16 protein-coding genes and 1 riboswitch are annotated in these 23,166 nt (G+C 66.3%); of the genes, 8 read left to right on the forward strand and 8 right to left on the reverse strand.

Going from position 1 to position 23,166, the window contains the following annotated elements; translation table 11 throughout:
• Positions 1-4 precede the first annotated feature (4 nt).
• Positions 5-1,357 (forward strand): sugar porter family MFS transporter, encoded by a 1,353-nt coding sequence (locus ACIUM1_RS09380; protein ID WP_406816900.1) that lies wholly within the window; start codon positions 5-7, stop codon positions 1,355-1,357.
• Positions 1,348-2,460: an N-acetylglucosamine-6-phosphate deacetylase gene (nagA, locus tag ACIUM1_RS09385; protein WP_406816901.1), complete on the forward strand. Its 1,113-nt coding sequence runs from the start codon at positions 1,348-1,350 to the stop codon at positions 2,458-2,460. The genes ACIUM1_RS09380 and nagA overlap by 10 nt, the downstream gene beginning before the upstream one ends.
• On the opposite strand, the gene yhjD is transcribed toward nagA, so the two are convergent.
• Together yhjD and trpS are read right to left on the reverse strand one after the other, a co-directional pair.
• Positions 2,457-3,485 carry an inner membrane protein YhjD gene (gene yhjD, locus ACIUM1_RS09390; protein ID WP_406816902.1) on the reverse strand — a complete coding sequence of 343 codons (1,029 nt, stop codon included), beginning with the start codon at positions 3,483-3,485 and terminating at the stop codon, positions 2,457-2,459. The two genes, nagA and yhjD, sit on opposite strands and share 4 nt — an antisense overlap.
• Positions 3,486-3,510: 25 nt before the next feature.
• Positions 3,511-4,542 (reverse strand): tryptophan--tRNA ligase, encoded by a 1,032-nt coding sequence (gene trpS, locus ACIUM1_RS09395; RefSeq protein WP_406816903.1) that lies wholly within the window; start codon positions 4,540-4,542, stop codon positions 3,511-3,513.
• Between the two features lie 211 nt (positions 4,543-4,753).
• Between trpS and ACIUM1_RS09400 the strand changes: the two genes are divergently transcribed.
• A complete protein-coding gene (locus ACIUM1_RS09400; protein WP_406817614.1) occupies positions 4,754-5,551 on the forward strand; it encodes an alpha/beta fold hydrolase in 798 nt (265 codons plus the stop codon).
• Here the strand turns inward: ACIUM1_RS09400 and ACIUM1_RS09405 are convergent.
• On the reverse strand, positions 5,544-6,773 hold the full coding sequence (locus tag ACIUM1_RS09405) for an NADP-dependent isocitrate dehydrogenase (RefSeq protein ID WP_406816904.1): 1,230 nt from the start codon (positions 6,771-6,773) through the stop codon (positions 5,544-5,546). The two genes, ACIUM1_RS09400 and ACIUM1_RS09405, sit on opposite strands and share 8 nt — an antisense overlap.
• A 28-nt stretch (positions 6,774-6,801) precedes the next feature.
• Positions 6,802-9,036, reverse strand: coding sequence for an NADP-dependent isocitrate dehydrogenase (locus ACIUM1_RS09410; protein ID WP_406816905.1), 2,235 nt, complete (start codon positions 9,034-9,036; stop codon positions 6,802-6,804).
• A 152-nt stretch (positions 9,037-9,188) separates the two neighbouring features.
• A riboswitch (SAM riboswitch) is annotated at positions 9,189-9,311 on the forward strand.
• A gap of 162 nt (positions 9,312-9,473) precedes the next feature.
• On the opposite strand from ACIUM1_RS09410, the gene ACIUM1_RS09415 reads away from it, so the two are divergent.
• From ACIUM1_RS09415 to ACIUM1_RS09425, 3 genes are read left to right on the forward strand one after another with little or no spacing between them, the layout of a single operon-like run.
• Positions 9,474-10,856, forward strand: coding sequence for a bifunctional o-acetylhomoserine/o-acetylserine sulfhydrylase (locus tag ACIUM1_RS09415; RefSeq protein ID WP_406816906.1), 1,383 nt, complete (start codon positions 9,474-9,476; stop codon positions 10,854-10,856).
• Positions 10,857-10,867: 11 nt separating this feature from the next.
• Positions 10,868-12,019, forward strand: a complete 1,152-nt coding sequence (locus tag ACIUM1_RS09420) for a homoserine O-acetyltransferase (RefSeq protein ID WP_406816907.1) — start codon at positions 10,868-10,870, stop codon at positions 12,017-12,019.
• A gap of 3 nt (positions 12,020-12,022) precedes the next feature.
• The gene (locus ACIUM1_RS09425; protein ID WP_406816908.1) at positions 12,023-12,757 is read left to right on the forward strand and encodes a class I SAM-dependent methyltransferase; all 735 of its coding nucleotides are present in this window, start codon (positions 12,023-12,025) and stop codon (positions 12,755-12,757) included.
• A 12-nt stretch (positions 12,758-12,769) separates the two neighbouring features.
• Here the strand turns inward: ACIUM1_RS09425 and ACIUM1_RS09430 are convergent, their stop codons facing one another.
• Together ACIUM1_RS09430 and ACIUM1_RS09435 are read right to left on the reverse strand one after the other, a co-directional pair.
• A complete protein-coding gene (locus tag ACIUM1_RS09430) occupies positions 12,770-14,773 on the reverse strand; it encodes an APC family permease (RefSeq protein ID WP_406816909.1) in 2,004 nt (667 codons plus the stop codon).
• A gap of 78 nt (positions 14,774-14,851) precedes the next feature.
• The gene (locus ACIUM1_RS09435; RefSeq protein ID WP_406816910.1) at positions 14,852-16,810 is read right to left on the reverse strand and encodes an APC family permease; all 1,959 of its coding nucleotides are present in this window, start codon (positions 16,808-16,810) and stop codon (positions 14,852-14,854) included.
• Positions 16,811-17,531: 721 nt separating this feature from the next.
• Here ACIUM1_RS09435 and ACIUM1_RS09440 point away from each other — a divergent pair.
• A complete protein-coding gene (locus tag ACIUM1_RS09440) occupies positions 17,532-19,313 on the forward strand; it encodes an NAD-binding protein (protein ID WP_406816911.1) in 1,782 nt (593 codons plus the stop codon).
• 186 nt (positions 19,314-19,499) lie between these two features.
• On the opposite strand, the gene ACIUM1_RS09445 is transcribed toward ACIUM1_RS09440, so the two are convergent.
• Together ACIUM1_RS09445 and ACIUM1_RS09450 are read right to left on the reverse strand one after the other, a co-directional pair.
• Positions 19,500-20,861 carry an HNH endonuclease signature motif containing protein gene (locus ACIUM1_RS09445; RefSeq protein WP_406816912.1) on the reverse strand — a complete coding sequence of 454 codons (1,362 nt, stop codon included), beginning with the start codon at positions 20,859-20,861 and terminating at the stop codon, positions 19,500-19,502.
• A gap of 78 nt (positions 20,862-20,939) precedes the next feature.
• Complete coding sequence (locus ACIUM1_RS09450; protein WP_406816913.1) at positions 20,940-22,388, reverse strand: FAD-binding protein; 1,449 nt, start codon at positions 22,386-22,388, stop codon at positions 20,940-20,942.
• Positions 22,389-22,648: 260 nt separating this feature from the next.
• Here ACIUM1_RS09450 and ACIUM1_RS09455 point away from each other — a divergent pair, with 260 nt between their 5' ends.
• Entirely contained in the window at positions 22,649-23,161 is a 513-nt protein-coding gene (locus ACIUM1_RS09455; protein ID WP_406816914.1) for a DUF732 domain-containing protein, read from the forward strand.
• Positions 23,162-23,166 lie beyond the last annotated feature (5 nt).

Raw genomic sequence — 23,166 nt, forward strand, 5'->3', positions numbered from 1 at the left:
CGTCGTGGCACGCGGATCGCGGCGGGGGCCGCTGGTCGGGCTGACCGCCGCCAGCGTGGGCGTCATCTACGGCTACGACCTGTCCATCATCGCCGGGGCGCAGTTGTTCGTCACCGAGGACTTCGGGCTGTCCACCCGCCAGCAGGAACTGCTGACCACGATGGTGGTGATCGGCCAGATCGCCGGGGCGCTGGGCGCCGGCGTGCTGGCCAACGTGATCGGGCGGAAACGGTCGGTGGTGCTGATCCTGTTGGCCTACGCCGTTTTCGCGCTGCTTGCCGCGTTCTCGGTGTCGCTGCCCATGTTGCTGACGGCGCGGCTGCTGCTGGGCCTGACCATCGGCGTGACCGTGGTGGTCGTCCCGGTCTACGTGGCCGAAACGGCCCCGACGGCGGTGCGCGGCTCGCTGCTGACGGCCTACCAGCTGGCGATCGTCAGCGGCCTGATCGTCGGCTACCTGACCGGTTACCTGCTGGCCGACACCCACAGCTGGCGGTGGATGCTGGGGCTGGCCTGCGTGCCGGCATTGCTGTTGCTGCCCTTGGTGATCCGGATGCCCGACACCGCCCGCTGGTACGTGTTGAAGGGCCGGATGGACGACGCCCGGCGGGCGCTGCTGCTGGTGGAACCGACCGCGCAGGTCGATGACGAGCTTGCCGAGATCGACCGCGCGTTGAGCGAAGCCGCGCCCGGGGCCAGGGGCGGATTGTCCGAGATGCTGCGGCCGCCGTACCTGCGGGCCACCGCCTTCGTGGTGGTGCTCGGCTTCCTGATCCAGATCACCGGCATCAACGCGATCATCTATTACAGTCCGCGGATCTTTCAGGCCATGGGCTTCACCGGCAATTTCGCGTTGCTGGGGCTGCCGGCGCTGCTTCAGGTCGCCGGGTTGGCGGCCGTCGGCGCGGCGCTGCTGCTGGTCGACCGGGTGGGCAGGCGGCCGATCCTGTTGTGCGGCACCGCCATGATGATCGTTGCCGACGTGGGGCTGATGGCCGTATTCGGCCAGGGTCTCGGCGGCGCGATCGCCGGGTTCGCCGGCATCCTGCTGTTCATCGTCGGCTACACCATGGGGTTCGGCTCCCTGGGCTGGGTGTACGCCAGCGAGAGTTTCCCGTCCCGGCTACGCTCGATCGGGTCGAGCACCATGTTGACCTCCAATCTGGTGGCTAACGCCATCATCGCCGCCGTCTTCCTGAGCCTGCTCCATTCACTGGGTGGCGCAGGGACTTTCGCGCTGTTCGCGGCGCTGGCCGCGGTCGCGTTCGTCTTCGTATACCGGTACGCGCCGGAGACCAAGGGCCGCCAGCTCGAGGACATCCGCCACTTCTGGGAGAACGGCGGCCGATGGTCCTGATCGCTGCGGGCACCCTGGTGCTCGAGGATCAGGTCTGCCGCCCGGGCTGGCTGCAGACCTCCGGTGAGCTGATCGCGGCCTGCGCGGGCGGGCCGCCGCCCCGCCCGCCCGACCGGGACTTCCCGGATTGCACTGTGGTACCGGGCTTTATCGACATGCATGCGCACGGCGGCGGCGGCGCGTCCTACACCGACGCCGACGGCATCGTCGACGCCGCCGCGTTTCACCGCCGGCACGGCACCACCACCACGCTGGCCAGCCTGGTGACCGCCTCGCCGCCCGAGCTGCTGGCCGGGGTGCGCGCGCTCGCCGAAGCCACCCGGCGGGGCACCGTCGCGGGCATCCACCTGGAGGGACCGTGGCTGAGCCGGACGCACTGCGGGGCCCACGACCGCACCCGGATGCGCGAGCCGGACACGACGGAGATCGACGCGGTGCTGGCCGCGGGCGCGGGCACCATCCGGATGGTGACGCTGGCACCCGAGCTGCCCGGGGCCGACGCGGCGATTCGGCGTTTCGTGGACGCGGGAGTCGTTGTGGCGCTGGGACATACCGATGCCACCTATCAGCAGACCCGGCACGCCATCTCGCTGGGCGCCACGGTGGGCACGCATCTGTTCAACGCGATGCCGCCGCTGCATCATCGCGAGCCCGGCCCCGCGCTTGCCCTGCTGCGCGATCCGCGGGTGATCGTCGAGTTGATCGCCGACGGGGTGCACCTGCACCCCGACGTGGTGTCGGCGGTGATCGCGGCGGCCGGGGCGAGCCGGGTGGCGATGATCACCGACGCGATCGCCGCGGCCGGCCGCCCCGACGGCGCGTTCCGCCTCGGCGCGGTGCGCGTCGACGTCGTCGCCGGTGTCGCGCGGGTGCACGGCACGTCGACGATCGCGGGCAGCACCGCCACCATGGACCGGCTCTTCCGCGCCGCGCACGCCGATGCCGGCCTGCTCGCCGCGACGCAGCTGACCGCCGCGACGCCGGCGCGGGCACTCGGTCTGCAGCGGGTGGGCGCACTACGGGCCGGGTGTGACGCCAATCTCGTTGTGCTGGATACAGATCTTCGGGTCACCGCCGTCATGGTGCGGGGCGGCTGGCACTAGCGCAGCCAGCGGGTGAAGCGGGAAACCGCCAGCGCCCCAACCGCACCCAGGGCCATCGCGGTCAGCGTCTGGCGGGTGTTGAGCCCCTCGTCCATCTGAATGCGCGGCGCGATGATCGCCGGCGCCGGCGGGGCGACCGGTTGGCTGCGCGGATCGTTGGATGCCGTGGCCGCCCACGCGGTGCAGAACAGCACGAGATAGGCGGTGATGTAAGCGAATACCATCAACCCCAGCACCGGGCCGAAGGCCGCGCCGGCCGGGCTGCGCAACACCGTTCTCAGATAGATGGACCCCACCTGTTTGAACACCTCGAAGCCGATCGCCGCGATCAGCCCGGCCCGCGCCGAATCGGCCAGGCTGACCTTTGCGCGTGGCAGCCGGGCGATCATCCAGGTGAACAGCAGCCACGACACCAACATCGCGATCAGGATCGAGAACAGCCAGAAGAGCCAGTCGAACACCACAAACCGCGGTATGCCAAGCCATTTCAGCAGCGCGCCCATGGGCGCGGCATGGCCGAAGGTGGACAGCGCGACGGTGGCCACAATCACCGCGAAGGTTCCCACCATGGCCAGCAGATCGGAAAACTTGTTGCGCACGAAGCCCGGAGAGTCGATTGGTTCGTCCCACCACAACTCCGTCAGCGCCTGGCGCAGGTGCGATATCCAGCCCAGTCCCGCCCACACCGCGGTGGCCAAACCGATCACCCCCACCGAGGTACGTGCGTCGATGGCCGAGTTCATCAACTCCTGCAGCTGATTGCCCAGCGTGCCGCTCACCTGGGCGCGGATGTGGTCATCGATGGTGCTCAACAGCTGCGGCCGGCGGGCCAGCACAAAGCCGAAGATCGCGAAACCGACCATGAGCAAAGGGAACAACGCGAAGATCGTGTAGTAGGTGAGGCCGGCCGCGAAGAACCCGCCGTTGCGCTCGTCGAAATGCTGGTAGGCCCGGATGACGTGATCGAGCCACCCATACCGGGCGCGCAGCCGGTCAACAATGCCCGGCTTGGCCGGCTCGCTCATCGCACGACTCCAAGGAGAAACGGTACTAATTCCGTTGCGGAAGAAACCCAAGCCGATCGTAGACCCGCTGGACCGTTTTCCCGGCCACATCGTTGGCCTTTTCCGCTCCGGCCGCGAGCACGGCCTCCAATTCGGTGAGATCAGCGGTGAGTTCGTCGACTCGGGCCTTGATCGGAGCGACGAACTCGACGACCGCCTCGGCGGTATCCTTCTTCAAATCGCCGTAACCCCTTCCCGCATAACCGGCCACGAGCTCATCGATCCCGACACCGGTGACCGCCGACTGGATGCTCAGCAGGTTGGACACGCCCGGCTTGGCCTCGGTGTCGAAGCGGATCTCCCGCTCGCTGTCGGTGACCGCGGAGCGAATCTTCTTGGCCGACACCGCCGGTTCGTCGAGCAGGTTGATCAACCCGGCATCGGTGCCCGCCGACTTACTCATCTTCGACGTCGGATCCTGGAGGTCGTAAATCTTCGCGGTGGCCTTGGGAATGAACATGTCCGGCACCACGAACGTCCCCGGAAAGCGGCCGTTGAACCGCTCGGCGATGTCGCGCGCCAGCTCGAGGTGCTGACGCTGGTCCTCACCCACCGGCACCAGATCGGCGTCGTAGGCCAGCACGTCGGCGGCCTGCAGCACCGGGTAGGTGAAGAGCCCCACGGTGGTCGAATCCGAGCCCTGGCGCAGCGACTTGTCCTTGAACTGCGTCATCCGCGACGCCTGCCCGAAGCCGGTGAAGCAGCCCAGCACCCAGGCCAGCTGGGTGTGGGCGGGTACGTGGCTCTGCACGAACACGGTGCTGCGGGCCGGGTCGATGCCCAGCGCCAGATACTGGGCGGCGGTGATCAAGGTGCGGCGGCGCAGCGCCTCGGGATCCTGCGCGAGGGTGATGGCGTGCAGGTCGACCACGCAGAAGAACGCGTCCCAGTCGTCCCCCCAGTCGTCCTGCAGCGCGACCCACTGCATGACGGCGCCCAGCGCGTTACCCAGGTGAAGCGAATCGGAGGTGGGCTGCACGCCGGAGAAAATCCGGCTGGATCCGGTAGCGGTGCTCATGATGCACCGATCTTTTCACGCGCGGCCGCCGGGCCCGCACGCACCGGCGCCCGCGCCACCCGATGTTGCGGTACCGCCGGTACCGCATTTAATGTCGGGTTATGCGCAAGCTCGTCTGCTCGGCTCCTTCCTCGTGAGCCCCGCCCACTCGGCGCCGTCGACTCGTTCGCCGATCCACCTCGGCCCCACAGATGGCTCGGCAGAGCCGGTCTTGATGCTGCACGGCTTCCTGATGTCGCAGACGGTGTGGGAGCCGGTGGCGCCGCGGCTGGCCGAAACCGGCCGCTTCGAGGTCTTCGCGCCCACTATGGCCGGCCACAACGGCGGGCCGTACGCGGGCACCTGGCTGCTGAGCTCATCGGTGCTGGCCGACCACGTCGAGCGTCAGCTCGACCAGCTCGGCTGGGAAACCGCCCACATGGTGGGCAACTCGCTGGGCGGCTGGGTCGCCTTCGAGCTGGAGCGGCGCGGGCGCGCACGCAGTGTGACCGGCATCGGCGCCGCGGGCGGCTGGACGCGGTGGAGCCCGGTGAAGTTCGAGGTCATCAGCAAATTCATCGCCGGCATGCCCGTGCTGTTGCTGGCCCGGCTGTTCGGCCAGCGCACGCTGCGGCTGCCGCTGAGCCGGCGGCTGGCCACCCTGCCGCTGAGCGCGAGGCCGGATGGGGTCAGCGAGCAACAGCTGTGCGGCGTGGTCGACGACGCCGCGCACTGCCCGGCCTACTTCCAGCTGCTGGTCAAGTCGCTGCTGCAGCCCGGGCTGCTGGAGCTGGCGCAGACCGCGGTGCCGGTCCAGCTGGTGCTGTGCGAGAAGGACCGGGTGGTGCCGCCGCGGCGGTTCAGCCGGCATTTCACCGACTACCTGCCGCCCGGGACGAGGATCACCGAGCTCGACGGCGTCGGGCACGTGCCGATGTTCGAGGCGCCCGAGCGGGTCACCGCGGCCATCGCCGACTTCATCGACGAGTGCGCGGGCGGCGCCGACCGGCAACGGCCACCGGCTAGTTAGCCAGCCGTTTCTCCAGGTTCTCCGCGATCGAGTTGAGGAAATCCTCGCTCTGCTGCCACTTCTGGTCGGGCCCGATCAGGATGGCCAGATCCTTGGTCATCTTGCCGCTCTCGACCGTGGACACCACCACGTTCTCCAACGTCTGCGCGAACCCGGTCACCTCGGGGGTGTTGTCCAGCTTGCCGCGGTGAGCCAGTCCGCGCGTCCAGGCGAAGATCGAGGCGATCGGGTTGGTCGAGGTCGGCTTGCCGGCCTGATACTGACGGAAGTGCCGGGTGACGGTGCCGTGCGCAGCTTCGGCCTCGACCGTCTTGCCGTCGGCGGTCATCAGCACGGACGTCATCAGCCCCAGTGAGCCGTAGCCCTGCGCGACAAGGTCTGACTGGACGTCGCCGTCGTAATTCTTGCAGGCCCACACGTAGCCGCCCTCCCACTTCAGGCAGGCCGCGACCATGTCGTCGATCAACCGGTGCTCGTAGGTCAGCCCCTCGGCCTCGAACTGATCGGCGAACTCCTCGTCGTAGACGCGCTGGAATTCGTCTTTGAACATGCCGTCGTAGGCCTTGAGGATGGTGTTCTTGGTGGACAGGTACACCGGCCATTTGGCGTTCAGCCCGTACTTCAGCGATGCGCGGGCGAAGTCCCGGATGGAGTCCTTGAAGTTGTACATCCCCATCACGACGCCGCCGTCTTCGGGGATGGACACCACCTCGTGCACCATCGGCTCGCTGCCGTCGGTGGGGGTGAAAGTGATCGCCACCGTTCCGGGTTTGTCGACCTTGAAGTTGGTCGACCGGTACTGATCACCGAAGGCGTGGCGGCCGATGACGATCGGCTTGGTCCAGCCCGGCACCAGCCGCGGCACGTTCGAGATCACGATGGGCTCGCGGAAGATGGTGCCGCCCAAGATGTTTCGGATCGTCCCGTTCGGCGAGAGCCACATCTTCTTGAGATTGAACTCCTGGACGCGCGCCTCGTCGGGGGTGATGGTCGCGCACTTGACGCCGACACCGTGTTTCTTGATGGCATAGGCCGCTTCGATGGTCACCTGGTCGTCGGTGCGGTCGCGGTGCTCGATGCCCAGGTCGTAGTAGTCCAGATCGATATCGAGGTGCGGCAAGATCAGCAGTTCCTTGATAAACCTCCAGATCACGCGGGTCATTTCGTCGCCGTCGAGCTCAACGACCCGGCCCTTGACCTTGATCTTGGTTTCGCCTGCCATCTCGAGTCCGGCTTTCCCGCTTGCGGCCCTAGCCTGTCGAAGCCGCTAGCGCCTCATTGAATGTCTTGCTCGGCCGCATGATCGCCGTGGTCTTCTCGGTGTCCGGCTGGTAGTAGCCGCCGATGTCGACCGGCTCGCCCTGCGCCTCGGCCAATTCGGACACGATGGTCTCTTCGTTCTCGCCCAACGCGTCGGCCAGCGCCGCGAAGTGCTTGCGCAGCTCGTCGTCGTCGGATTGCGCGAGTTCCTGCGCCCAGTACAGCGCCAGATAGAACTGGCTGCCGCGGTTGTCGAGCTCACCGGTCTTGCGCGACGGGCTCTTGTTGTTCTCCAGCAGCTTGCCGATCGCGGCGTCCAGCGTCTTGCCCAGCAGCTTGGCGCGCTTGTTGTCCGTCTTGATGCCGATGTCTTCGAAACACGCTCCGAGAGCCAGGAATTCACCCAGGGAATCCCAGCGCAGATGGTTCTCCTCGACCAGCTGATGCACATGCTTGGGCGCCGAACCGCCCGCCCCCGTTTCGTACATCCCGCCGCCGGCCATCAGCGGCACGATGGACAGCATCTTGGCGCTGGTACCCAGCTCCAGGATGGGGAACAGGTCGGTGAGGTAGTCGCGCAGGATGTTTCCGGTCGCGGCGATGGTGTCCTGCCCGCGCATCGCGCGCTCGATCGTGTACCGCATGGCCCACACCTGCGGCATGATCTGGATCTCCAGGCCCTCGGTGTCGTGTTCCTTCAGGTACGCCTTGACCTTCTTGCGCAGCTCGACCTCGTGCGGGCGTTCGGTGTCCAGCCAGAACACCACGGTCATGCCGGAGTTTCGCGCGCGGGTGACGGCCAGCTTGACCCAATCGCGGATCGCCGCGTCCGTGACGATGGGCATCCGCCAGATGTCGCCCTCCTCCACGTTCTGGGTCAGCAGGACCTCCCCGGTGTCGAGGTCGACGATGTTGGCGACACCGCCCTCGGGGATCTCGAAAGTCTTGTCGTGCGAGCCGTATTCCTCGGCCTGCTGCGCCATCAGGCCGACGTTGGGCACAGTGCCCATCGTCCTCGGGTCGAACTGACCGTGGGTCTTGCAGAAGTTGATGATCTCTTGATAAATGCGGGAGAACGTGGACTCCGGGTTGACGGCCTTGGTGTCCTTCTGCCGCCCGTCGGCGCCCCACATCTTGCCGCCCGCGCGGATCATCGCCGGCATCGACGCATCCACGATCACGTCGCTGGGCGAATGAAAGTTGGTGATGCCCTTGGCCGAATCGACCATGGCCAGCTCGGGGCGGTGCTCGTGGCAGGCGTGCAGGTCGCGGATGATCTCTTCGTGCTGGGACGCGGGCAGCGACTCGATCTTGTTGTACAGATCGACCAGTCCGTTGTTGACGTCGACGCCGAGCTCGTCGAAGAGCTCCTGGTGCTTGGCGAAGGCGTCCTTGTAGAAGACCTTGACCGCGTGGCCGAAGACGATGGGGTGCGACACCTTCATCATCGTCGCCTTGACGTGCAGTGAGAACATCACGCCGGTCTCGTAGGCGTCCTGCATCTGCTCCTCGTAGAACTCGACGAGGGCCTTCTTGCTCATGAACATGGAATCGATGACGTCGCCGTCGCGCAGCTCGACCTTGGGCTTCAGCTCGAGGGTCTCGCCGCTCTTGGTCTCCAGCACCATCTTCACGTTGCGGGCGTGGTCCAGCGTCATCGACTTCTCGCCGTGGTAGAAGTCGCCGTGCCGCATGGTCGCGACGTGTGTGCGCGAGGCCGGCGACCAGTCCGCCATGCTGTGCGGGTGCCTGCGGGCGTACTCCTTGACGGCCTGGGGTGCACGCCTGTCCGAGTTGCCCTGTCGCAGCACCGGATTGACTGCGCTGCCAAGGCATTTGGCGTAACGCGCACGGATCTGCTTGTCCTCGTCCGTCTTTGGACTCTGCGGATAGTCCGGAATCTTGTATCCCTTGCCCTGCAGCTCCTTGACGGCGGCGATCAGCTGCGGGACCGAGGCGCTGATGTTCGGCAGCTTGATGATGTTGGTGTCGGGCAGCTCGGTCAGCCGCCCAAGCTCGCCCAAGTTGTCCGGAACCCGCTGCTCTTCGGTCAGATCATCGGGGAACTCGGCCAGAATCCGGGCGGCCACGGAGATGTCACTGGTCTTGATCTCGATGCCCGCCGGTTCGGCGAAGGCGCGCACGATAGGCAGGAACGCGTAAGTCGCCAGCAGCGGCGCTTCGTCGGTCAGTGTGTAGATGACGGTCGGCTGTTCGGCGCTCACGGTCCCTCTCCCGGCGTCAATGATGGGTGGAAAGTTTTGGGGGGCTCAGCGTTATGACTGCCACGGTAGCAAGGGAGTTTGGACAGCCGTCGACCTGCACGTGCACCGCGATAGTTGGCACCGACTCGGCACAGTAAGATAGTCTTTGTATTGGTCATGAGCGCCAGCATCAAGCCCCGGCTTGCTGGCCGGCAACCCTCCAACCGCGGTGGGGTGCCCCGGGTGATGACCAGGTTGAGTAGCCACACGAACCGGCTATCCGGCAAGCGCGGGTCCGCCATGACGGGCCCCTGAGTAGACAGGGAAACGTGATGTGCCATCTTGTCGCCCATCCGCGCCTCATCGTGTTTCGCTGCTAGTCGGCCGCGCCGGTTGACGCCCCGTCGTGCGTCCCGGCCGTCCCAGGCAGACTTCCCCTACCAGCAGAAAGCAACCCCGTGAGCCCCGCCAATTCCGATCACGAAACCGATCACGAAGCCGATCCGACCGCACATTGGTCGTTCGAGACCAAGCAGGTGCACGCAGGTCAGCGCCCGGACCCGGCCACCAACGCCCGCGCCCTGCCGATCTACCAGACCACGTCGTACACCTTCGACGACACCACCCACGCCGCGGCCCTGTTCGGGCTGGAAGTGCCGGGCAACATCTACACCCGGATCGGCAATCCGACCACCGATGTGGTCGAGCAGCGCGTTGCCGCGCTCGAGGGCGGGGTGGCCGCGCTGTTCCTGAGCTCGGGACAGGCGGCTGAGACCTTCGCCATATTGAACCTGGCATGTGCTGGAGATCACATCGTCTCCAGCCCGCGGCTCTACGGCGGGACGTACAACCTGTTCCACTATTCGCTGGCCAAGCTCGGCATCGACGTCACCTTCGTGGCGGACCCCGACGACCTCGATTCGTGGCAGGCCGCGGTGCGGCCGAACACCAAGGCCTTCTTCGGCGAGACCATCTCCAACCCGCAGATCGACATCCTCGACATCCCCGGGGTCGCCGGGGTTGCGCACGCCAACGGCGTCCCGCTGATCGTCGACAACACCATCGCCACGCCCTATCTGATTCAGCCGTTCTCCCACGGCGCCGACATCGTGGTGCACTCGGCCACCAAGTACCTCGGCGGCCACGGCTCGGCGATCGCCGGGGTCATCGTCGACGGCGGCACCTTCGACTGGACGCAGGGCCGCTTCCCCGGATTCACCACCCCCGACCCGAGCTACCACGGCGTGGTGTTCGCCGAGCTCGGCCCGCCGGCCTATGCGCTCAAGGCGCGCGTGCAACTGCTGCGCGACCTCGGTTCGGCCGCGTCCCCGTTCAACGCGTTCCTGGTCGCGCAGGGCATCGAGACCCTGAGCCTGCGCATGGAGCGCCACGTCGCCAACGCGCAGCGGGTAGCCGAGTACCTGGCCGACCATGACGGCGTGCTGTCGGTGAACTACGCGGGCCTGCCCGGCTCGCCATGGCATGAGCGGGCAAAGAAGCTGGCGCCCAAGGGAACCGGGGCTGTGCTGGCGTTCGAGCTGGCCGGCGGCGTGGAGGCCGGCAAGGCGTTCGTGAACGCGCTGCAGCTGCACAGCCACGTCGCCAACATCGGCGACGTGCGCTCCCTGGTGATCCACCCGGCGTCCACCACGCACGCCCAGCTGTCCGAGCAGGAACAGCTGAGCACCGGGGTCAGCCCGGGGCTGGTGCGCCTGGCCGTGGGCATCGAGGGCATCGACGACATCCTGGCCGACCTGGAGCTCGGCTTCGCGGCGGCCAGCAAATTCGGTGCGACCGCGGGGGCGTCCGGCACCGATCCGCAGGCCGTGGCGGCGTTCTAAGGAGCCCGGCGATGACGATCTCCGACGTCCCGACCCAGACGCTGCCCGACGAAGGCGAAATCGGCTTCGTCCACATCGGCTCGCTGACCACCGAGAGCGGCGCGGTCATCGACGACGTGCACATCGCCATCCAGCGCTGGGGCGAGCTGTCGCCGACGCGCGACAACGTGGTGGTGGTGCTGCACGCGCTGACCGGCGACTCGCACATCACCGGGCCCGCCGGGCCCGGGCATCCCACCGGTGGCTGGTGGGACGGGATGGTCGGGCCGGGCGCGCCGATCGACACCGACCGCTGGTGCGCGCTGGCCACCAATGTGCTGGGCGGTTGCCGCGGCTCCACCGGGCCCAGCTCGCGGACCCGGGACGGAAAGCCTTGGGGCTCAAGGTTTCCCCGCATTACGATTCGCGACCAGGTGGAGGCCGACATCGCCGCGCTGACCGCGCTGGGGATCGAACGGGTCGCCGCGGTGGTCGGCGGATCCATGGGTGGCGCAAGGGCTTTGGAGTGGATCGTCGGTCACCCGGACCGGGTCCGGGCCGGGCTGCTGCTCGCGGTGGGCGCGCGCGCCACCGCCGATCAGATCGGCACGCAGTCCACCCAGATCGCGGCGATCAAGGCCGACCCGAACTGGCAGGGCGGCGACTATCACGACACCGGGCTGGCGCCGGATACCGGGCTGGCGATCGCCCGCCGCTTCGCGCATCTGACCTATCGCGGTGAGGTCGAGCTCGACACCCGGTTCGGCAACGACGGGCAAACCGGCGAGGATCCGATCCCCCCATTTGGAGGCGGCCGCTACGCGGTGCAGAGCTATCTGGAGTACCAGGGCAACAAGCTGCTGGAGCGTTTCGACGCGGGCAGCTACGTGGTGCTGACCGAGGCGCTGAACAGTCACGACGTCGGCCGGGCCCGCGGCGGGGTGCGTAAAGCGTTGGGCGACTGCCCGGTTCCGGTGGTGGTCGGCGGCATCACCTCCGACCGGCTTTATCCGCTGCGCCTGCAGCAGGAGCTGGCCGAGCAGCTGCCTGGCTGCACCGACCTGCAGGTGGTGGACTCCCTGTGCGGGCACGACGGATTCCTGGTGGAGACCGACGCCGTCGGCGAAATGATCCGTAAGACACTGGCGCTGGCCGAATCGGACACCAGGGAAGGCGCGTCTTAACGCATGACCCGCTCGCGGCGCGACCGCTCCCTCTCGTTCGGCTCGGCGGCCGCGGCCTACGAGCGTGGGCGCCCCTCCTATCCCCCGGAAGCGATCGACTGGCTGTTGCCCGTCGGCGCCCGCCAGGTGCTCGACCTGGGTGCCGGCACCGGCAAGCTGACCACCCGGCTGGTGGAGCGCGGCCTGGACGTGGTGGCCGTCGACCCGATTCAGGACATGCTGGAGGTGTTGCGCACGTCGCTGCCGGAGACCCGGGCGCTGCTGGGCACCGCGGAAGAGATTCCGTTGCAGGACAACAGTGTCGACGTGGTGCTGGTTGCGCAGGCCTGGCATTGGTTCGACCCGCAGCGCGCCCTGCCGGAAGTGGCCCGGGTGCTGCGGCCCGGTGGGCGGCTGGGCCTGGTGTGGAACACCCGCGACGAACGGCTCGGCTGGGTGCGTGAATTGGGCCAGATCATCGGCAGCGACGGTGACGGCCGCCGCACCCAGGTGACGCTGCCCGAGCCGTTCACCGACCTGGCGCACCATCGGGTCGAGTGGACGAGTTACCTTACGCCGCAAGCATTGATCGACCTCGTCGCGTCGCGCAGCTACTGCATCACCTCGCCGGCCGAGGTCCTCACCCAGACCCTCGACCAGGTGCGCCAATTGCTGGCCACCCATCCGGCGCTGGCGAATTCGACGGGCCTGGCGCTGCCCTATGTCACCGTGTGCACCAGGGCGACGCTGACCGGGTAGCGGTTTGACGGGTCAGTCGCCCACGAAGCTCGATATAGGCGTCTCGACCTCTTCGACGTCCCGGGCCGTCCCGAGCTCAAACCCGTCGGGCGCAACCCGCGCGATCCGCGATTCGATGTCGTAGGGCACGATGATCGCGGTGGCGTTGCGGATCCGGCTCACCGCGCGGGACATCCTGTCGGCGGTGCGGTCGTGCAGCAGCCGACCCAATAACGGCGAATACGTCCGGCGGGGCAACAGCACCGTCACCCTGGTGTCCGGATGGTCTTTGAGTACCCGCACCACCAACTCGTGCGCCGCCCGGCTCAGATGACGATCCGGGCAGTTGATCAGCCATAGCGGGGTGTCGTGTTCGAAGCGATCCCAGCGTTCCCGCAGCTCCATCGCGTGGTCGGCGTCGATCACAAAGTGCACCGCGGTGAGCTCGTCGGCATGCAGCCCGTTTCCCAGACGCACGGCCTCGATCTCTGCGAGGTCGATCGTGTCCACGAATACCAGCACCTGAAGCCGCGGGTGCCGGGCCAGGTCAACCTTTTCGGTGCGCGACAGCTCGAGCACGGAGGCCTCGTCCCGGTACTTCTTGTTGAGTCGCATCAGCGCGAACACCAGCACCGGGAAGATGATGACGATGAGCCAGGCACCTTCGGTGAACTTGGCCACCACGAAGATGCCGACCACGATCGTCGACATGATTCCGGCGGCCAAGTTCACCGCCACCTTGAGCCGCCAGCCCGGGCCGCGGCGGGTCCCATGGTGCTTGGCCATGCCGTAGCCGGCCATCGCGAAGGCGGTGAACACACCGATCGCGAAGAACGGCACCAGCGCGCTCACCTTTGCCTCGGTGATGAGCAGCAGTGTCACCGCGAGCGCGGTGAGAGTCAGGATGCCATTGGAGAACACCAGACGGTGGCCACGCTTGGTCAGGGGCCGCGGCAGGAAACGATCCTCCGCAACGAAACTGGCCAACGCGGGAAAACCATTGAAGCTGGTGTTGCAACCGGTGAACAGGATCGCCGCCGTCGAAGCCTGCACCATGAAGTACAGAATTTTGCCGAGCACCCCGTCGCCGAAAACGGCGCGGGTGATCTCCGACAACATGGACGGATATTCATCGAGGTAGGGGACCGCATGGGTGACGTGCGCCAGCCAGGCGACACCGGCCAGTAAGAACCCGAGCATGCAAGCCATCACCGTGAGCACTCGGCGGGCGTTCACGCCCTCGGGCTTCTGAAAGACGCTGATGGTGTTGGACACCGCTTCGATGCCGGTCAGCGAGGTTCCCCCGTTGGCGAAGGCGCGCAACACAATCAGGACGGTCGCGCCCATCACCAGTCCGCCGCCTTGATGGACGGGCACCGCTCCGACGATGTGTTGCGGATCGTATTTCGGTAGGCCCCAAAACATTTCACGTACAAAGCCGGTCAGAATCGTCGCCGTGATCATGCCGACGAAGGCGTAGGTCGTGACCGCGAACATCCGGCCGGACCGCCGCAGCCCGCGCAGGTTCATCAGGCAGATCAACAACACGGCGGCTATCGTGATTTCCAGGTGATAAGGGCGAAGGGACGGGATCGCCGAGACCACCGCCACCGTCGCGGCGGCGGGCTGCACCGCCACAGTGACCACGTAGTCGATCAGCAGCGCCGCGGCGGCGACCTGCGCGATCCGCGGGCCGAAGTTCTCCCGCGCCACCATGTACGACCCGCCGGTCCGCATGTAGGCCATCACCACCTGCCGGTACGACACGGACACCAGTGCCAGAACCACCAGGATCACTCCGGTGATCGGGAGCAACAACGCGAACGCGGCCATCCCCGCCGCCGGCAGCAGTTCGACCATGATCTGCTCGGGACCGTAGGCGGTCGACGAGATCGCGTCGGGTGCAAGTGCCCCGAGCGCAACAGGATTCGACAGCTTCTCGGCATCCAGCTGATCGGTGGTCAGCGGCTTTCCCAGAAAGAGCCGCTTGCACTTGTCCGTGAAGGAAAGCGGTATTCCCCCGTTCGGTTGCGTCACAGTAGCCCTTCCTCGAAGACTCTCAATCGATTTGACTGCAGGGGCCGGCCCATCTCGGTTCGGGCCGCGAGCGCGCCGTCAGGCGCGCATGACCTCTGAGATACGGGACTCGATGTCATAAGGCACGATCTGCGCGGCCGCACCCGGAATCCGGCTGACCGCGCGGGCGATCTTGTCCGCCGTCCGGTCGTGCAACAGCCGGCCGATGAGCGGCGAATACGTTCGGCGTGGCAGAAGCACCGTCACCTTGGTATCCGGATGGTCGGCGAGCACCCGCAACACCAACTCGTGTGCGGCTCTGCTCAGGTGACGATCCGGGCAGTCGACCAGCCGCAGCGGGGTGTCGTGTTCGAAGACGTCCCAGCGCTGTTGCAACCGGGCAGCGTGGTCGGCGTCGATCACGAAATGCACAACGGTGAGTTCGTCGGCGTGTAACCCGTGTGCGTACCGCAACGCCTCGACCTCGGCGAGGTCGATGGAATCAACCAGGACAAAGACCCGGTGCTGGGTGTAGCGGCCCAGAACGGGAAGTTCTGTCCGCGACATCTCCAGAACCGAAGCCTCGGCGCGGTATTGGCGGTTGAGCCGCATCAGTGCCAGCACCAGCAGCGGAAAGACGACGACGATCAGCCAGGCACCTTCGGTGAACTTCGCGACCGCAAAGATGCCCACCACGATCGTCGACAAAATCCCCGCCGACATGTTGATCACAACGCTGCGCCGCCAGCCTGGGCCGCGTTTGGTCAGATAATGCTTGGTCATGCCGTAGCCGGCCATCGAGAATCCGGTGAACACACCAATCGCGTAGAACGGCACCAGCGCGTCGACCGAGCCCCCGGTGATGACCAGCAGCGCCACCGACAACGCGGTCAGGGCGAGGATGCCATTGGAGAACACCAGGCGATGGCCCCGTTTCATCAGTGGGCGCGGCAGAAAGCGGTCCCCGGCAACGAAACTCGCCAACGCGGGAAAGCCGTTGAAGCTGGTGTTTCCGCCGGTGTAGAGGATGGCGGCGGTCGACACCTGAACGAGGATGTACAGGATGTTGCCGATCACCCCGTGGCCGAACACTGCCCGGGCGATCTCGGACAACATCGACGGGTATCCGTCGGCATACGGTACGGCGTGGGTGACGTGAGTCAGCCAGGCCACGCCCGCCAGCAGGAATCCGAGGATGCAGGCCATCACGGTCATGACCCGGCGCGCGTTGAGGCCTTCGGGCTTGCGGAATGCGGTGACCGTGTTGGAGATAGCCTCCACGCCGGTCAGTGACGACCCACCGTTGGCGAAGGCGCGCAGCACAATCAGCACCGTCGCGCCCATGATCAGGCCGCCGCCGTGATGGACAGGAACCGCTCCGGCGATGTGCTCGGGATCGTATTTCGGCAGGTTGCCGCACAATTCACGGACAACCCCGACGACGATCGTCAGCGAAACCATGACCACGAAGGCGTAGGTGGGCAGCGCGAAACGCGCCCCGGCTTCCCGCAGTCCGCGCAGGTTCGCGAAGCACATCAGCAGCACCATTCCGACGGTGATCTCCAGGCTGTAGGGACCCAGGACGGGTACCGCCGAAGCCACCGCGACCGTTCCGGCCGCACATTGCACCGCGACCGTCACCACGTAGTCGATCAGCAGCGCCGCGGCGGCGACCTGCGCCACCCGCGGGCCGAAGTTCTCCCGTGCCACCACGTACGATCCACCGGAGCGCGTATAGACCATGACGACCTGGCGATACGACGCCGCCACCAGCACCAGAATCAGCAGGATGACCCCGGTGATCGGAAGCAACAATGCGAACGCTGCCATCCCCGCGGCCGGCAGTAGTTCGATCATGATCTGCTCGGAGCCGTAGGCGGTCGACGAGATCGCGTCCGGTGACAGCACCCCGAGCGCGACGGGGTTCGACAATTTCTCGTGCTCGAGCTGGGAAGAGATCAATGGCTTTCCGAGGAAGCCGCGTTTGCATACGTCAGAAAAAGACGACCATGCCCTGTGCTCGTGGGCCTTTGCGTCAGTCAAAGAAGACACGCCCATATTCCTTACCCTGGGGATGTACAAAAGATCAATGAATGAAGTCCGCCGAAAGCCTAGCGGCTGCTAACTTCCCCATGCCGCCACGAGTTACCAGAAACAGCAAACTGCCAGCAATATTGGCAGGACATTCCCAGGTTAGTTGATTTGTTCGTAACAATGTGCAGTGCCCGCAACGGCCAGAGCACTCCAATGTTGTTGTGACAGAAGCCACTTAGCACCTCTTATCTGGTCGCTATGCTGGGCATATGCCCTCAGCGGCGCCATGAACGGGCCTAAGCGGCCTAGCAATAATTCAAGGTGTCCTAGTTTACTGCGGCGCAATATCTTTAGTCGTTCCCAACGCCCGCTTGCCCACAACAGCCTGGACCACGACGAATTCAGCGCCGCTGATATTTAACACAAATAGAGGTTGTAAATATTCGAGTTATGCTTTGCCCCAAGAGGTTCCAGCATGGCTGCCGTCGACGAAACCGCAGCTAAAGCGGTAGGACACACCTCGAGCCTTGGCGATAGCGGCGAATCTGCTGTTAGTATTCCGTAAAGACCGTCGCCATCTCATTTCCCATGAAGTAGCGAGCGGTATTCGAGTGACGGCAGTGTCGGCAAGGTGTGTGGTTATGCCAGAGGCGATTTCGCGGCGCCCAGGGGTCGGAAGGTACCGACTCGAGCGCAGAGCTCTCCACCAGCAATCACTGCATTTTCCAGATGAGGAGTAGCTTCGATGAGCCAGTGCATCATCGTCAGTGGTGATGACGCGCTGGCGACGACGATCGTCGACGAGTTGAAACAAGCGGGCGCCAACGTCGCCAGACTCTTCGATTCTGACCTCGCCGGCACCCGCCTCAAGACCGAACTGGCCAAGGCCGGGCTCGCCCGCGCCGCGGCCGTCGTCTGCGCCGGCGTTGACGACGCGGTCAACCTCGAAATCGCTCTGATCGCGCGTAAGTCCAACCCCGATATCCGCATCGTGGCCCGGATTGCCAATGACGTGCTGCGGGAGGCGGTTGCCGACGATGACGGACCCAGTACGGTCCTCGGCGTCGCCGAGCTTGCAGCGCCGTCGATCGTCGAGGCGTGTTTGGCCCGCACCACCCACCCTTTCGAGGCGGCCGGCATCGAGTTCGTGGTGTTCGGCGCCGAGGCGCCGTTCGACGGCACGTTACGCGAGGTTTATGGCGACCTTGCGCCGGTAGCGATGGTCAAGGGTGGGAACACCCGCAATCCCGACGAGGTAGTGGCATGTCCAGGACGCGATGTGTGGGTGAGCGCCGGGGACTGGACCACGATGATCGGCACCACCGAGGAATCGGCTACCCACGGCGTCAGCCTGCCGCGTCTGGACAGAATGCGCGCGCGGCAGTCCCGATTGCGCCGCATCTCCTACGCCGTGCGCGCCCTGCCGAGGGAAGTCAGTCCTGCGTTCTATCCATTGCTCACCGCCCTGGCTTGCCTGATCGTCGCCTCGACAATGTTGCTGCACCTCGCGTACACGCACCCGGGGATGTCTTGGACCGACGCGTTCTACTTCACCATGGAGACCATCACGACGACCGGCTACGGCGACTTCAGCTTTGCCAAGCAGCCGACGTGGTTGCGGCTGTATGCCGCGGTCCTGATGGTGGGTGGCGTCACCACCACCGCCCTGCTGGTCGCCTTCATCGCCGACGTGCTGCTGTCGCGGCGGTTCCTGCTTTTGTCCGCGCGACCGCGGGCTCGTCACCTGCGCAACCACATCATCGTCGTCGGGTTGAGCGCGCTCGGCGTGCGGGTCGTCACCGACCTGGCCAAAGCCGGATATGACGTCGCGGTGATCGAACGCGACCAGGGCAACCCCTTCCTCTCGACCACGGCTGAGCTCGACGTACCGGTGATCTTCGGGGACGCGACGTTGCGCCCGACGCTGGAAGCGGCCCGGGTGGACAAAGCCCGCGCGGTAGCCGTGCTGACCAGCGACGACATGATCAACATCGAAACCGGGATCGTGCTTCGCGAAATGTTGGGTTCGCAAGCCGTCGAAGCCGTCGGCAACAGCCGCTGGAGCGAGGTCCCGCTGGTGATGCGGGTGTACGACCACGACTTGGGATCCGCGGTTGCCCACCGTTTCGGATTTGAAAATGTCCGGTCCACCGTGGCGCTGGCCGCGCCGTGGTTCGTCGGAGCCGCGCTGGGCCTGCAGGTGCTGGGTACGTTTTCGGTCGGCAACCGATATTTTTTGGTCGGCGGAATGCATGTGCAGCCGGGCAGTGAACTCGACGGCATGCAGATGTTCGAGGTGTCGACACAAACCCGTGTCATCGCAATAACGCGGGAGGACGCGCCCGTCCAGCTGCACCCACGCCGCGACGCCCGGCTCTGCGCCGGCGACACCGTCTATCTCGTAGGTCCATACCGAGAACTGCTGGCCACCCTGCGCAAGGGGCGGCCGTCCGGGGAGCCGGTGGCCGATGAGGCGCCTCCCGCTGACGAGCGCCTCGGCGGAGGCCGGACGGTAAAGTCGGCATGAAGCAGCGTGCCTGAGACCCAAGGGACGATCCGCTGCACCACAACGTGATTCGGAAACCGGGGGTTACCGGGGTGACGGGGATTGCCGCCGAGATCCGCGAGTTCGCCAGGCTGCGTGACGAGGGGTTGATATCCGACGAGCAATACATCGAACAGCGCAACCGTCTGCTTGGGCTATAGCGGCGAGTTACCACTCATCGTCATCCCCGTCGTTCAGCAGTTTTTCCGGGTGGTGGAAGGTGTTGGTGCGGGGTTGGCCACGGTCGAGGTGTTGGGGCGGTTGCCATTCGGTGTCGGCTCGGGTGTTTTTGCGGGTGGTCCAGCCGCCGGGTCGCAGCAGGCGATGATGCGGGCCGCAGGCGAAGGTGAGGTCGTTGACGTCGGTGGTGTGGCAGGTGGCGTAGTCGGTGACATGATGGACTTCGCAGTAGTAGCCGGGCACGGTGCAGCCAGGGGCGCTACAACCACGGTCCTTGCCGTACAACACGATTCGCTGCCCTGGTGAGGCCAGGCGCTTGGTGTGGTATAGCGCCAGCGCTTTGCCTTGGTCGAAGATGGCCAGGTAGTGACGGGCGTGGCGGGCCAGGCGGATCACGTCGCTCATCGGCAGGAGGGTGCCGCCACCGGTTAGCCCGCGCCCGGCGGCCGCTTCCAGCTCGGCCAGCGTGGTGACGACGATGGAGGCCGGTAACCCGTTGTGCTGACCCAGCTTTCCGGAGGCCAACATCGCGCGCAGAGCAGCGTTGAGTCCGTCGTGGTTGCGTTGGCTGGCCGACCTCGGGTCGTGCTCGATGGCGTCCTGGGTGGGTGCACCGTCCACGCACGGGGTGTCGTCGAGAGGGTTGCACATGCCGGGGGCGGCGAGTTTGGCCAAGACGGCTTCCAGCGTGGCACGTGCTTCGGGCGTCAGCCAGCCGCGCAGCGCCGACATGCCGTCGGCCTGTTGGTTGCCCAGCGTCAGGCCGCGACGGCGGGCCCGGTCCTCGTCGCGGTAGGTGCCGTCGGGGTTGAGGCAGTCGGCCAGGGTGGCGGCCAGCTTGTCGAGTTGCTCGGGCCGAAACCGGCTGCCCTCCTTGACTAACCGGGCTTCGGCCTGCTCGCGGCTCGCGGCGTCGACCCAACCGGGCAGCTGGTGGTAGAACTTGCGGATCACCGCCACCTGGCCAGGCCCCAGTGCGCCGTCGCGTTGGGCGGCGGCGGTGGCGGTCAGCAGCGGTGGCAGCGGTTCGCCGGTCAGGCCGTGGCGCGGGCCCAGGTCGCGTGCCTCGTTGATGCGCCGGGCGGCTTCGGTGCGGCTGATCAGTGTGGCCTCGGTGATGGCATGGACCAGTGAACCGCCCAGTTCTAGGGAGGGAGCTTGGCGGGCAAGGGAATTGATCAGCGGATGTTCGACGGCCGGGATGCGCCGGCGCTGCCTTTCGCAGCGCCGCAACACCGCCAGCTGTTGCTGCGGGTTGAGCGCGTCGAAGTTCAGCGCGCAGGCTCGATCCCACGCGGCATCGAGCGCGTCGAACACCGCATCGACATCTTGCTGATCACGTGAACTCACACCCCGAAACTAGCCGCACCAGCCGACAAATATCGGCGTACGAACCGCCATAGATTCACACTCGCGCAATTGATTTCGCTAAAAATTCAGCCCCGAGAACATGGTCCGGTTGGGGTCGTACTTCTGCCGGATGGTGGTCAACCGCGACAGGTTCGAGCCGTAGTAGCGCGCGGGCGCCGTGTTGGCCTCCAGGTAATTGACGTAGCCGCCGACCGAGAACTGTTGCACCGCCTGGTGTGCGGCGCCCAGCCAGGTGCCGGCCGCGGCCACCTGGCCGGCGGCGGGCTCGACATACCACTGCACCACCGCCGACTGATTGCGCCACGGAAACGCGGTGTCGCCCGGGGCCACGTCGGCCACCGCGCCACCCAGCGGATCGATCAGCACCGAGGCCTGCCCGGCACCGGAAGCCGGCCACTGCCCGGCCGCGGTCGCAATGGCATGGGCCGCAGCCGAAGTCATCGGCCCAATCACATCGGAGCCGGCCACAAAACCACGCGCCGGGCTGGTCGAGCCGCCCCCGGCCAGATAATTGACCAGATCCATGTGGTGCAGCGTCTTGTTGGTCACGGTGCTGGGCGCCAGCCCGACCGCCGACTTGAGGGCGTCGGCCACCCCAGATCCGGTACCGGCCGGGGAGATCGCCAGCACATGGCAATTCGCCTGCGCCGAGCCGACCGACAGATCGACCATCCCCCACGTGTTCCGGTCGGCGCCCGCCAGCCACGACTGCCAGCCGGTGAGCACCTGCACGGCCGAGGCCGGCGGGAAATCCAGCCGCACCAGGTCGCTGTCGGCGGTGGCGAAGGTCGCGAACGTCATCGACGTTGTCACCCCGAAATTGCCTCCCCCGCCACCGCGCAACGCCCAGAACAGATCCGGGTTGTCGTTGGCCGACGCGGTGACCACATCGCCGCTGGGCAGCACCACGGTCGCGGACTGCAGCGCATCGCAGGTGAGCCCGCCGCGTCGGGCGTCGGGCCCCACGCCGCCGCCCAGTGCGAGTCCCGCCATGCCGACCGTCGGGCAGGTACCGACAGGAACCGCGCGGCCGGCGCCGGCCAGGGCCTGGTGCACCGCATACAGATTGGTCGCAGGGGTCACCGTGACGTTGTTGCCGTCGAAGTTCGCCCCGCCGGGCAGGCCGCGCAGGTCGAGCACCATGGTGCCGTTGGAGCTGGACGCGCCGACATACGAATGTCCACCGCCGCGCGGTGCGATCTTGAGGTTATTGGCCTTGGCGAACGCGACCGCCTTCTGCACGTCGGCTTGTGACGAAACCCGCACCACCGCAGCGGGATTCGAATTGTTGTAGAAGGAGTTGAAAACCTGTTTGCCAGTGGCGAATTGGGCGCCGTTGGCCGGCAACAGCACGCTGCCACCGATCGACGAGGCCAGGCCGCCCCAGCCGGCGGCGGGATCCGCGGCCGCGGGCGCGGCGCCGAACACCGCCCCGGTGGCCAAGGTTACGGCGCCGCGAAGAAACGTCTGACGCGAGATCTCATGGTTGGGCGGACGTCTCGTCATGGGCCGGATTCTGGTTCATCTCCCGCCCCGATCTGCGGTGCCGGCGCCCGTGTTGACATCACAGTGTGGCGTCGATCCGCCGCCCGGTCTTGCGCAATCGGGCCGGGTAATAACCGACGCCGCGGAAGCGGCGGCCTCCCGAAACGCTTATTGTGCGAACCTTTACCCCACCGTGTTGCAAACGTGACAGTGATGGATCAGAGTTCGTAGGCGTGATTCGAGTGCCTCAGACGCACTCCATGGCGGACGGGGAGGCTGGCGTGAAGGCACTTGCACGAACTCATCAATGGATCTGGGGTTTCCGTCATCAGCCCTTCACCATTCGCCTGCTGGCCGCGGCCGCCGGCCTGCTGACCATCGCGTCCGCGTTCGCCGCGCCGGCCGAGGCGGACCACGGCGACGACTTCATCGACGCGCTCAACCACGCCGGCATCGACTTCGGCGAGCCCGGAAACGCGATGTCGGTCGGCGAGTCGATCTGCCCGATGCTGTCGCAGCCGGGCGGCAATTTCGCCGCGGCCGCATCCAGCGTCGCCGGCCGGGGCATGTCACCGATGATGGCGCGGATGTTCACCACGATCGCGATTCAAACGTACTGCCCCGAAGAGATGGCGAACATCGCCAGCGGCAACTTGTCCGGCGCCATGCCGCCGGGAATGGCCGGGCAGCTGCCGGGCATGACGGGGCAGATTCCCGGCATGGCCGGACAGATTCCCGGCATGCCGGGGCAAATCCCGGGAATGGCCGGACAGTTCCCGGGCATGCCCGGGTAACTTCC

Source organism: Mycobacterium sp. M23085 (assembly GCF_045343915.1).
Lineage (GTDB): Bacteria > Actinomycetota > Actinomycetes > Mycobacteriales > Mycobacteriaceae > Mycobacterium.

Coding starts and splice junctions, on each gene's coding strand:
- nagA (WP_406816901.1), top strand. CDS start 1,348: ATGGTCCTGATCGCTGCGGGCACCCTGGTGCTCGAGGATCAGGTCTGC.
- yhjD (WP_406816902.1), bottom strand. CDS start 3,485: ATGAGCGAGCCGGCCAAGCCGGGCATTGTTGACCGGCTGCGCGCCCGG.
- trpS (WP_406816903.1), bottom strand. CDS start 4,542: ATGAGCACCGCTACCGGATCCAGCCGGATTTTCTCCGGCGTGCAGCCC.
- ACIUM1_RS09405 (WP_406816904.1), bottom strand. CDS start 6,773: ATGGCAGGCGAAACCAAGATCAAGGTCAAGGGCCGGGTCGTTGAGCTC.
- ACIUM1_RS09420 (WP_406816907.1), top strand. CDS start 10,868: ATGACGATCTCCGACGTCCCGACCCAGACGCTGCCCGACGAAGGCGAA.
- ACIUM1_RS09425 (WP_406816908.1), top strand. CDS start 12,023: ATGACCCGCTCGCGGCGCGACCGCTCCCTCTCGTTCGGCTCGGCGGCC.
- ACIUM1_RS09435 (WP_406816910.1), bottom strand. CDS start 16,810: ATGGGCGTGTCTTCTTTGACTGACGCAAAGGCCCACGAGCACAGGGCA.
- ACIUM1_RS09440 (WP_406816911.1), top strand. CDS start 17,532: ATGAGCCAGTGCATCATCGTCAGTGGTGATGACGCGCTGGCGACGACG.
- ACIUM1_RS09450 (WP_406816913.1), bottom strand. CDS start 22,388: ATGACGAGACGTCCGCCCAACCATGAGATCTCGCGTCAGACGTTTCTT.